This is a genomic window from Bacillus sp. Bwzl_19 (assembly GCF_054900515.1).
On the sequence record NZ_CM142729.1, the window covers coordinates 593,167 to 603,572 of the forward strand.

General features: G+C 44.6%; 18 protein-coding genes. All 18 read left to right on the plus strand.

What is annotated here, in order from left to right; translation table 11 throughout:
• Positions 1 to 40: 40 nt before the first annotated feature.
• The 18 genes from terS to ACW5MY_RS03310 all read left to right on the plus strand — a co-directional run bounded on the left by terS (position 41) and on the right by ACW5MY_RS03310 (position 10,404).
• The gene (terS, locus tag ACW5MY_RS03225; RefSeq protein WP_013351220.1) at positions 41 to 796 is read left to right on the plus strand and encodes a phage terminase small subunit; all 756 of its coding nucleotides are present in this window, start codon (positions 41 to 43) and stop codon (positions 794 to 796) included.
• Positions 783 to 2,057, plus strand: a complete 1,275-nt coding sequence (locus tag ACW5MY_RS03230) for a PBSX family phage terminase large subunit (RefSeq protein WP_013351221.1) — start codon at positions 783 to 785, stop codon at positions 2,055 to 2,057. Before terS ends, ACW5MY_RS03230 begins: the two co-directional genes overlap by 14 nt.
• Before the next feature lie 21 nt (positions 2,058 to 2,078).
• On the plus strand, positions 2,079 to 3,530 hold the full coding sequence (locus tag ACW5MY_RS03235) for a phage portal protein (protein ID WP_013351222.1): 1,452 nt from the start codon (positions 2,079 to 2,081) through the stop codon (positions 3,528 to 3,530).
• Positions 3,517 to 4,440 (plus strand): phage minor head protein, encoded by a 924-nt coding sequence (locus tag ACW5MY_RS03240; protein ID WP_013351223.1) that lies wholly within the window; start codon positions 3,517 to 3,519, stop codon positions 4,438 to 4,440. The genes ACW5MY_RS03235 and ACW5MY_RS03240 overlap by 14 nt, the downstream gene beginning before the upstream one ends.
• Positions 4,441 to 4,443: 3 nt before the next feature.
• Positions 4,444 to 4,713: a hypothetical protein gene (locus ACW5MY_RS03245; RefSeq protein ID WP_013351224.1), complete on the plus strand. Its 270-nt coding sequence runs from the start codon at positions 4,444 to 4,446 to the stop codon at positions 4,711 to 4,713.
• A gap of 153 nt (positions 4,714 to 4,866) precedes the next feature.
• Positions 4,867 to 5,532, plus strand: a complete 666-nt coding sequence (locus tag ACW5MY_RS03250) for a phage scaffolding protein (RefSeq protein ID WP_013351225.1) — start codon at positions 4,867 to 4,869, stop codon at positions 5,530 to 5,532.
• Between the two features lie 12 nt (positions 5,533 to 5,544).
• The gene (locus ACW5MY_RS03255) at positions 5,545 to 6,531 is read left to right on the plus strand and encodes a hypothetical protein (RefSeq protein ID WP_013351226.1); all 987 of its coding nucleotides are present in this window, start codon (positions 5,545 to 5,547) and stop codon (positions 6,529 to 6,531) included.
• Positions 6,509 to 6,793, plus strand: coding sequence for a fibronectin type III domain-containing protein (locus ACW5MY_RS03260; RefSeq protein ID WP_076983707.1), 285 nt, complete (start codon positions 6,509 to 6,511; stop codon positions 6,791 to 6,793). Before ACW5MY_RS03255 ends, ACW5MY_RS03260 begins: the two co-directional genes overlap by 23 nt.
• Positions 6,794 to 6,985, plus strand: a complete 192-nt coding sequence (locus tag ACW5MY_RS03265) for a Rho termination factor N-terminal domain-containing protein (protein ID WP_013351227.1) — start codon at positions 6,794 to 6,796, stop codon at positions 6,983 to 6,985.
• A 4-nt stretch (positions 6,986 to 6,989) separates the two neighbouring features.
• The gene (locus tag ACW5MY_RS03270) at positions 6,990 to 7,286 is read left to right on the plus strand and encodes a phage head-tail connector protein (protein WP_013351228.1); all 297 of its coding nucleotides are present in this window, start codon (positions 6,990 to 6,992) and stop codon (positions 7,284 to 7,286) included.
• Positions 7,283 to 7,621: a phage head closure protein gene (locus tag ACW5MY_RS03275; RefSeq protein ID WP_013351229.1), complete on the plus strand. Its 339-nt coding sequence runs from the start codon at positions 7,283 to 7,285 to the stop codon at positions 7,619 to 7,621. Before ACW5MY_RS03270 ends, ACW5MY_RS03275 begins: the two co-directional genes overlap by 4 nt.
• Positions 7,614 to 8,030 carry an HK97 gp10 family phage protein gene (locus ACW5MY_RS03280; protein WP_014471518.1) on the plus strand — a complete coding sequence of 139 codons (417 nt, stop codon included), beginning with the start codon at positions 7,614 to 7,616 and terminating at the stop codon, positions 8,028 to 8,030. Before ACW5MY_RS03275 ends, ACW5MY_RS03280 begins: the two co-directional genes overlap by 8 nt.
• Before the next feature lie 18 nt (positions 8,031 to 8,048).
• A complete protein-coding gene (locus ACW5MY_RS03285) occupies positions 8,049 to 8,447 on the plus strand; it encodes a DUF3168 domain-containing protein (RefSeq protein WP_013351231.1) in 399 nt (132 codons plus the stop codon).
• Between the two features lie 13 nt (positions 8,448 to 8,460).
• Positions 8,461 to 8,973 carry a phage major tail protein, TP901-1 family gene (locus tag ACW5MY_RS03290; RefSeq protein WP_013351232.1) on the plus strand — a complete coding sequence of 171 codons (513 nt, stop codon included), beginning with the start codon at positions 8,461 to 8,463 and terminating at the stop codon, positions 8,971 to 8,973.
• Entirely contained in the window at positions 8,915 to 9,229 is a 315-nt protein-coding gene (locus tag ACW5MY_RS03295; protein ID WP_013351233.1) for a fibronectin type III domain-containing protein, read from the plus strand. Before ACW5MY_RS03290 ends, ACW5MY_RS03295 begins: the two co-directional genes overlap by 59 nt.
• On the plus strand, positions 9,171 to 9,485 hold the full coding sequence (locus tag ACW5MY_RS03300) for a fibronectin type III domain-containing protein (RefSeq protein ID WP_223253963.1): 315 nt from the start codon (positions 9,171 to 9,173) through the stop codon (positions 9,483 to 9,485). Before ACW5MY_RS03295 ends, ACW5MY_RS03300 begins: the two co-directional genes overlap by 59 nt.
• Positions 9,486 to 9,541: 56 nt before the next feature.
• Entirely contained in the window at positions 9,542 to 10,048 is a 507-nt protein-coding gene (locus ACW5MY_RS03305) for a tail assembly chaperone (RefSeq protein WP_003155845.1), read from the plus strand.
• A 47-nt stretch (positions 10,049 to 10,095) separates the two neighbouring features.
• Positions 10,096 to 10,404, plus strand: coding sequence for a hypothetical protein (locus ACW5MY_RS03310; RefSeq protein WP_041481705.1), 309 nt, complete (start codon positions 10,096 to 10,098; stop codon positions 10,402 to 10,404).
• Positions 10,405 to 10,406: the final 2 nt, after the last annotated feature.

The window sequence follows — 10,406 nt, forward strand, 5'->3', positions numbered from 1 at the left end:
CAAAACAACTCAATTCAAAAGGAGGCGGCGGTGAATGTAGATGGCTGAAAAGCACATTCAGGCGTATAAGGATTACGCCAAAGGCATGAAATACAAGGACCTTGCCGAAAAATACGGGGTGTCAATGAACACCATTAAATCGTGGAAGCAGCGGCATGGTTGGGAACGAAAAAAGGGTGCACCCTCTGAAAAAAGTGTGCACACAAAAAAGGCAGGCGCCCCACCCGGTAATAAAAATGCATTGGGAAACAACGGCGGCGCCCCGGAGAGAAATCGAAACGCGGTTTCGCATGGATTTTTCTCAAAGTATCTGCCAGAGGAAACGCTGTCCATTATGGAAGAGATTCAGGAACGTTCCCCTGCTGATATGATATGGGATCAGATTCAGATACAATATGCAGCCATTCTACGAGCGCAACGCATTATGTTTGTGCAGAATAAAGATGATACGGCAAAAGAGCTTAAAAAGGCAAAATACGCTTATCATCAAGATGAGGACGAAGAAGGCAATTTAACATATGAAAAAAACATTGTAGAAGAAGAACTTGAGATACAATTCGCATGGGATCGTCATGCAACATTCCTGAACGCTCAATCTCGGGCAATGGGTGAGCTCCGGAGTCTGATCAAGCAGTTCGACCAGCTGGCGCATGAGCAAGATGAACGGCGCCTTAAATTGGAACAAATGCGCTTAAATATCGAGAAAACACGGAACGAAGTCGAGAAAGACGCTCCAAAAGACAGCGGCGTGACGATCATTGATGATATAGGAAGTGAAGACGTTGACGAAGGTTAAGCGAATATCGGACATCGTAACGCCGAAATTCCGTTCGTTCTGGGCGGCAGCCAACAGTCACAAATATCTTCGGTATGTCTTAAAGGGAGGCCGTGGCTCTTCGAAATCGACGCATATTGGCACCCGAATAGTAAACGACATGATGAAATACCCGGTCAGTACACTTGTGGTGCGGAAAGTCGCCAACACATTAGGGGAATCGGTTTTCGAGCAGCTTAAAGAGGCAATTGATCTGCTGGGCGTGGGTGAATACTGGCATGTCAATAAATCGCCGATGAGGCTCACGTACAAACCCAGGGGAAACAGCATCATTTTCAGGGGTGCGGACGATCCGGCAAAAATCAAGTCACTCAAGATCGCAAAATTTCCGGTTGCCTTCCTGTGGGTCGAAGAGCTGGCCGAATTTAAACTTGAAGAAGAAATTTCAATGATCGAAAATTCCGTCCTGCGGGCTGAACTCCCGGACGGTCTTTTTTATGCTTTTTATTATTCATACAATCCGCCGAAAAGAAAGCAATCGTGGGTTAACAAAAAATATGAATCTTCATTCGTACCAAAGAACACATATATCCATCATTCAACATATCTCGAAAATCCTTATATCTCAAAAGCCTTTAAGGAAGAGGCTGAGATCGTTAAGGAACGGAACCCACTAAAGTACAGATGGGAATATCTCGGCGAAGCGTTAGGGAGTGGTGTTGTGCCATTTGATAATTTGAAAATCGAGAACGGCTGCATTACTGATGAAATGGTTCGTTCATTCGACAACATCCGGCAGGGCGTTGACTTTGGATATGGTCCTGATCCTCTCGCTTACGTCAGGTGGCACTATGACAAGAAGCGGAACAGTATCTATGCGATTGATGAGCTTTATGATCAAAAGGTTTCCAATAGAGAGCTGGCAAAATGGATCAGGTCAAAAGGATATGAGAGTCAGGAAATTACTGCTGACAGTGCCGAGCCTAAGAGTATTGATGAACTGAAAATCGATCACGGTATCCGACGCATAACAGGCGCGAAAAAAGGACCTGACTCGGTTCAATATGGCGAGGAATGGCTTGATGATTTAGACGCCATTATCATTGATCCGTTGAGAACTCCTAATATCGCCCGGGAATTCGAGAATATCGACTATCAGACTGATAGAGATGGCAATCCGAAGGCGCGGCTTGAGGACGCTGACAACCACACTATAGATGCCACTCGTTATGCTTTTGAACGGGATATGAAGCGGCCGGGCGTACGGGTCATGACGAGATAAAAAGAAAGGAGCTGATTTCTATTGTATCCAATAACCCCAACACACACAGAAGAGCTGTTGAAAATCATTGAGGACAGTGCAGAAACATCAGATACTCTGCCGGACACTACGGTTATTCAAAAGATGATTGATAAACACGAATTAGATCGTGACCGAATGCTTGAGGGCGTCGCATATTACATGAATCAGGCCGACATAAAAAAAAGACTGCGCTATTTCTATGAGGATGGCGTACGCAAAATAGATACGGAAAAGCCCAATAACCGTATTTCTCATAACTGGCACAAGCTGCTGGTCCAACAGAAAGTGCAATATCTGGTCGGGAAACCAATCACTTTTAATGCTGAAGATTCAAAGTTCTTGGAGCTGGTCAACGACTTTGTAAACGAAGATTTTGATGACGTAATGAATGAGCTTTTGAAAAACGCCAGTAATAAGGGCAGTGAATGGCTCCACCCGTTTGTTGATGAAGACGGGAAATTTGATTTTATCCGGATTCCTGCTGAAGAAGTCATTGCGGTATACGATACAACGAAAAAGAGGAAGCTTCTGTATGCAATCAGGTATTATGATGTGAAAAACATTGATGATGAATACACTCGTAAGGTCGAATTGTATACGGATGAGCAGATATTCTACTACGTAATGCACGATGGCACTCTCGTTCTTGATTTTGACTACGAACGAAACCCGGAGAGTCATTTTTATTTAGGTAATGCCGGGTATGGATGGGGAAAAGTCCCCTTAATCGAGTTCAAGAACAATGAAGAAGGCGTCAGCGATCTTGTTTTTTACAAGGATTTAATTGATCAATACAACAGCAACATTTCAAATAACGCAAATACTTTTGATGAAATGCAAGACTTCATTTACATCCTTAAAAACTTCGGCGGTCAAAATTTGAGCGAGTTCATGACAAATCTACGTTATTACAAGGCCGTTGAAGTCGGTTCGGATGGCGGAATGGATATGAAAACTGCTGAAGTACCGATTGACAGCGCGAACACCCACCTTGACCGACTTGAAGAAAATATATACCGGTTCGGGCAGGGAGTTAACAATAATCCTGACAAAGTGGGAAATTCACCGACGAACGTTGCAATTAAAAACCTATATTCTTTACTTGATCTGAAGGCAAATGAAGCTGAGAGGAAATTCCGTCCGGCTTTGCATGCCTTCTTTTGGTTTTTTACTGAATATTTGCGGATGACCGGCCAAGGGGAATACGATCACACTCTCTTACAAATGACATTCAATCGTTCACGTATGACCAATGAACTTGAAGAGGTGCAGATGGGTAATCAAAGCACTGATTTAAGCAAAGAAACCCGTCTCGCTCATCATCCATGGGTTGACGATGTAGAAGCTGAAATGAAGCGAATTGAATCTGAAGAAATCGAATACAGGAACAGCATGCCGCCGTTAACGGATGTGGAAACAGACGCGGGCGGTGATGAAGATGAACCAGAATGATATTGATAAGTACCTGGACGACATGATCACTGAGGATGCTCAGAAGATTGATGTCGTTTTTGCGTCTCGCTTAAAGGAGATCAATGCACAAATTGCCCGGCTGTATGCGAAGTACAGCAAGGACGGCCAGCTTACTTTTGCCGATGCCAACAAATACAATCGTCTGAACAAGGAAATGGAGAGGATGGCCGAGGAATCTCACAAGGCTTTCAAAACCATTCTGACAATTGTTGAGGCATTAGCAGCCAAGCAGTTTTTAGAGAATTACATGCGTTCTGCTTATCTATTTGAATTGGAATCTGTGGTAAACTTGGGTTTTAGCATCCCGACAGCCGAAGTCATTCGGCAGGCCATTCTAAACCCTATAGCCGAATTGACTTTGTCAGCGATATACAGGCGACATCGAGACGATTATGTCCGACAGATTCAAATTTCCGTCGCTCAGGGCCTGCAAGCGGGGGAGGATTATTCAAAGATCGCCCGCCGCATTGAAAGAGCGACGGAATTCGCGCGCAGAAAAGCCCGTGACGTAGCGAGAACAGAAGCTCATAGGGTACAAGTGTCGGCGAGGATGGAAAGCGCTGAGAAGGCCTCAAAACGGAGCAATCTTGAAAAAATGTGGAATGCTACCCTTGATCTTAAAACACGAGCCGGGCACAGGAAGCTGGACGGGAAGACAATAGAGCGCAATGGGCTCTTCAAATCAATTTACGGCGGCGTCGGGCCGGCTCCGGGGCACATGAATAATGCCAAGGATGATATTAACTGCCGTTGCACGATTACTTTCAAAGTAAACGGCGTGCTGCCGGATACAAGAAGGGCCCGTAAGCGCGGGAATGGAGCTGGCGAGACCATCCCATACCAAACCTATGAAGAGTGGTACAAATCCATTGAGGAAAGGGGGAAATGATTCATGAAAGAGAACGAACGTATTAAATACCTCCTAGAAATGTTGAATAGTGCAATTCAATATAATGACTCTGATAGCTACAACGAGATTATCAGTGAGTTGAAGCAATCACTGTTTACTCCTAAAGCATTTGATACAAAGACTGCTGAAAAAATGGTTGAATTACAGAAAGAGTACAGAGCGAAAGACAATCACTCTAGTCAATTTAATGGATGGGGCATTGTTGCTCCTAAGCTAACAAACATTTTCGATAACAAAATAGGTAAGCTTTAAAGCTGGTTACTCATGTGACAGCTTTTTTCTTTTGTCCTGAGCATGACGTTAAAAGGCTCTTTTGTCTGCTCGTTTTAAAGGTTTAGAGCAAAAACAAACGTAAATCCTGCGCGTGAGGTGGACACGCAAAAAAACATCAAAGGAGAGAATGAAATGAGTTTAAAAGAATTGCTCGGTGATGATTTATATGCTCAGGTGATCGAAAAAGCCGGAGATCAAAAGATTGATATTGTCAGTAACGGCCAATGGTTCCCAAAGGAGCGTTTTGATGCAGTCAACAATGAGAAGAAGGACTTGAAAAGCCAGCTTGACGAGCGGGACCAGCAATTGACTGCCTTGCAGAAACAGGCTAAAGGAAACGAAGAGCTTCAGGCGGCAATTGAACAATTGCAAGAAGACAACAAAAAAACTGCTGAGGAGTATCAGCAAAAATTAGATCAGCAGGCTTTTGACTTCGCGATTGAATCAGCATTGCGGGATGCGAAGTCAAAAAACATCAAGGCTGTTAAAGCCAATTTAAATCTTGATGGTTTGAAATTAGCTGACGGCAAGGTGATTGGTCTTGACGAACAGCTAACGGCTCTCAGGGAAAGCGACAGCTATCTTTTTGAGGAAGACCAAAAAGGCGCTCCGTCTTTAGCAGGTAGGCAGCCACACGACACAGCAAATTCAGGTGTTCATTCACCAACAGGCAAGAATCCATTTAGTCAGGACCATTTAAACCTGACTGAGCAAGGTCACATTTTGAAAAGTGATCCAGAACAAGCAAGAAAATTAATTATCCAAGCAGGCGGAAATCCTGCAATCTATGGATTATAAAGGAGAATTTAAATGACAGTAACTAGAGTTCAGGATGTTATCATCCCAGAAATTTTTAACCAATACACAATGAACAATACTGTTGAACAAACAGCGGTATATCGAAGTGGAATTATTCAGCCTGTACCGGGCTTAATTGTTCCGAGTGGTGGGGATACAGTCAATATGCCTTTTTGGAACGATCTTGAAGGAGATCCAGAGGCGATTCAATCAAACTTTGCATTGACTCCAGAAAAAATCAAAGCAGGGAAAGACGTTGCTCGGGTATTCGAATATGGTAAGGCTTGGAGCGCAGAAGATTTAGCGGGAGAGCTTGCGGGATCAGATCCAATGAGAGCAATTGGGGATCGTGTCAATTACTATTGGGAAAGACAGTTTCAAAAAATGATCTTCCTTATGTTGGATGGTGTCTTTGGTAGCAACATCACTAATAATGATGGCGATCTTGTATTAGATATTTCGAGCGGTGACGGGAAAAAGTACACAACTTACCTATTTGCTGGAGGTGCCGTTGGTTATGCCCCAGGTATGCCGAAAACACCAACCGAAACAGATCGAAACTCACTAAAAGGTGAGGACATTTTGATCAATCGTAAGAAGTTCATTATGCATCCTCGTGGTTTCAAATGGACCGAAGCTGATGTTGCTGCTGAAATGCCTACATTCAAAGAATTGGCAAGCGCAAAGAACTATGAACGTGTTTATGACAAAAAGAAAGTCCGAATTGTGAAGATCATTTCCAATGAAGGACCAGAAGCAGCAACTAAATCAAAATTAAGCGGTGAAGTGATTCTTGATGCAGCTCAATTACTCGGGGATGCTAAAGGGAAATTCACTTCAATTGCAATGCATTCAGTAACGCATACAAATTTACAGAAACAAAACTTGATTGAGTTCATTCCTAACAACAGGGCTGATGTAGGTTTTGGAACATACCTTCAAAAGTCCATTATTGTTGATGATTCACTTCCAGTAGATGAGCCTACTCCTACGCCCTAATGCGCCCCAAAATCTACGGTTTACAAGCACGAGTAATTCTGTGACTGTCAATTGGGATGCCGTAGCTGGGGCGGATTCATACAATGTTTATCGGGGAGCAGACAAACGTCTTGATAAGAATGTAACCAAGCCTGAATACAGCACGGACGGTCTAACGCCTGATACTAAGTTAACAATCAATGTCACTTCTGTTAATGAGAGCGGCGAATCTGCAATGTCGGAAATCGCAACTAAAACCAATGCAGAGGGAGGCAGCGAATAAATGGGAGCAACAACCTTTTGGCTCTTGGAACAAGAATTGAAAAGGCGTGCAAACATCGATAAGGCAGCTCAAGAAAAACTGTCTTATGACGAAATGACTGTCGAGCAACTCAAGCAGGTAGCAAAGGATAAAGGGATCTCAGGTTATTACAACATGAAACGAGAAACACTTCTCGAAAAATTGAAAGGGTGATCCAATGGACATCCAACAAGTGAAACGAATGATAGGGATAACAACCGATAAGCATGACGCTTATTTGTCTGAGGTTGTCCCTATTTTAATTGAGGTTGCCGCAGACGAATGCAAAAATACTTTTGATCCAAAAGCGCTGCCCGCTGGTGTAAAAATATTTGTTGCGAAAGCGGCTGAATACAATATGACGCCGTCTGGTCTGTCTGGGAGAAGTATGGGGGATGTGTCATATTCGTATAACACGGAATTCCCGCAACACATTATGAAGAATCTGTACCCATACAGAAAGGCATTCCGATGATCTATGAAGAATTCCCGCATGTCATAACGTTTCAGCGGTGGGAAGAGGTGCCGGACGGCGGCGGGGGCTATGTTGAAAAATTCACTGATTATCTCACAACAGAGGCCTTTGTCGGTGGGATTACGTCCCGGGAATATTATCAGGCTCAACAGCTTCAGAATCCGGTTGATTGCAATGTGTATTTCCCGTACCGCAATGATATTGAGAAGACAATGCGGATCATCTACGAAAACAAGGTGCTGACTCTCAAATCAGATCCGATCGACCAGGGCGGCATGCATGAGATTATGAATTTGAAATGTCAGGTAACGGGGGTACTGAAGGGCAATGGCTGAGGTGAGCGGAAGATGGGTCAGGCAGATGCAAAGAGCCACGAGCGAATTCAGAAGCCGGGTCATAGATGATATTAAGCAACTGGTCACAGACACGGCCGAGCTGATTTACAGCCATGCTGTTCTGAATGCTCCGACCGCCGCAATAGACGGGGGGAACCTGAAAAATTCAATTGAAATCGACTACCAAGAGGGCGGCTTACGGGCCGTTATTTCTGTTGGTGCCGATTATGCCGTATATGTGGAATACGGAACAGGGATTTACGCAGAGGAAGGCGGCGGCCGGCAAACGCCGTGGGTTTATTACGACACCAAGCTAAATAGATGGGTAGTCACCCGGGGAATGCGGGCGCAGCCGTTCTGGAATCCAGCTGTGGACGAAGGCATGCGGTATTTTGCCAGTCAAATGTGATAGAAAGGAGCTGTCATCATGCGATCTGCCCTGTGGCCGTTGCAGGCTGCTCTATTTAAGAGGTTATCAACAGACGAAGAGCTGGACGGGCGCGTCACGGGCGTCTTTGATGCAGTCCCGAAAGATCAGCAAAAGCCTTATGTGACAATGGGCGATGATGATGTATCCCCATTTAAAACCAAGACATCCAGCGGTGAAGAAATCAATGTGGTTTTACACTGCTGGTCAGGTTACAACGGAAAAAAAGAAGCAATGGAGATTCTGAGCCTCATGCTTCAAGCGTTAACAAGCAGGCCCCTAACAATAGAGGGCTTTTCTTTATGCCGTTCTGAGATGCGCAGCATGCAGGTGATCACCGATATTGACGGGTACACGCGTCACGGCATTCTCAGAATGCGCTTCACAATAAACAATTGAGAGGATGAAAGAAATGCCAGATTTATTAAACGGTAAAGATGAGATTTATTTTGTGCAGCCGATGGATGCAAAAGGGGCAGACGGGCTGTTCATCGCCTTTCAAACAGAAGGGTCACACACGAAAGAACAGGACACGCTGGATGAGTCCACAAAATCAGGCCGTATTGTCGGTTATGGTACAAAAAATGAAAGCTTTGAGCTGACTTATTATGCTGCTGTGACCGATCCGGGGCAGGAAGCGATTGAAAGTGCTTATGATAACGAAAAGGCAATTAAGGTCTGGAAAGTCAATAAAAACAAAAACAAAAATGATAAGCATGATTCTGTCTTTGGACATGCAATTATTGAAAGTTTGGAATTCAGTCAGCCGCAGGATGGGTTTGTTGAGGTTTCAATAACTCTGCCTGTGCTCGGGAAAACATTCAAAGGCGAATTGCCGCCACTATCAGATGAAATTTTAGCGATGATTGAATCCTCTGCCGGCGCGACTAAGTTTGAGGAATTCGGCGGCACGACTACGCCCTAATGCGCCCCAAAATCTATCGTTCACGGCTACGACTGACAGCGTGACCGTGAAATGGGATGCGGTAGATGGGGCAACTTCATATAAGGTATACAGGGGAGCGAGCAAGCAACTGGACGCAAATGTCACAGGCACATCCCACACCTTGACAGGAATTGCGGCCGACACGAAACTGACGGTCAACGTCTCTGCTGTGAACGATGCGGGCGAGTCCTCAATGTCTGAGATTGTTACGCAAACACAAGCGGTTACGCCCTAACGTACCCCGCAATATAACTGCGAAAAGCGCCACTTCAAATCAGGTGAGTTTTTCATGGGATGCGGTGAAAGGGGCGACATCTTACAACATTTACAGATTTTACGCAAAAATAGCGACTGTCTCAACGAACTCGTACACGTCGAATCCTAACCTGAAGCCGGATACCGCCTACATTTTTAACGTGTCGGCAGTGAACTCGGCCGGGGAATCGGAACGATCGGCCAATTTTACGATACGAACAGAAAAGGAATCATAGGGTCCGGGCTTCCCGGGCTCTTTTTTAACATACAAAAATAATCGGAGGTTTTATAAATGGCTTACTTAACTATCGGAGATAAAGAATACAAATCACGTTGCGACTTTGCTTTTGACAGATTGGCAAACGAAAAATACTCCACTGAGGACGAAAAGGGCAAAGGCGGCACAATGAATATTTACATGAGTCTGCTGAATGAAGAGGCTTCCTACCTTTCTGCTTTTTGGGATTGCGCACTTGCTTACTTGAAGAAAGAAAAGCCTTCAACTGAGGCTATTGAAGAAGCAATCATGAAAATCATTGATGAAGACGAGACAGGCGAGGCAATTGACAAGATGATCAATGAAGCATTCACGACACTGGACTCAGCGGGTTTTTTCAAAGGTGTGATCCGTCAGCGTTGGAAGATGATGGAGAAGATGAACAAAGGGAAGAAACCGGCTCCGAACGAAACACCGGAAATGGAAGCGAAACGGTTGGAGGACGAAGAGAACGGCAAGGAAGTCTTGAAGATGATGAAAGAGGCATACAAAGAGAGAACGGGATCGACTACGACCAAATAATTACGAACTCCGCACATTGGCTCGGGGTTTATGATGTGGATTTAATCATGTCATGGACTCCTAACGAGTACAAGCTTCTGCTCAAAGGGGCCAAGTTGCGAAAAATAGATGAATTGGAGCTTATGGCAAGAAACGCCATGTTTCACCGTTACGCCATGAATGAGAAGCGCCCCAAAGAAACGAAAATGTTTGATGCAAAGAAGGCCAGACGTCAATTGGAGCGCAATATCACTGGCGATAACGACAAATGGCGCAAGTCAGATGTAAACGAGCTTGGCAAACGAGCCAAAGGGGTTCAGCGGTTTAATGATGCAATCCGCAACCACTTTTCAAAATCCGGACAAGGAATGGGGTGAGG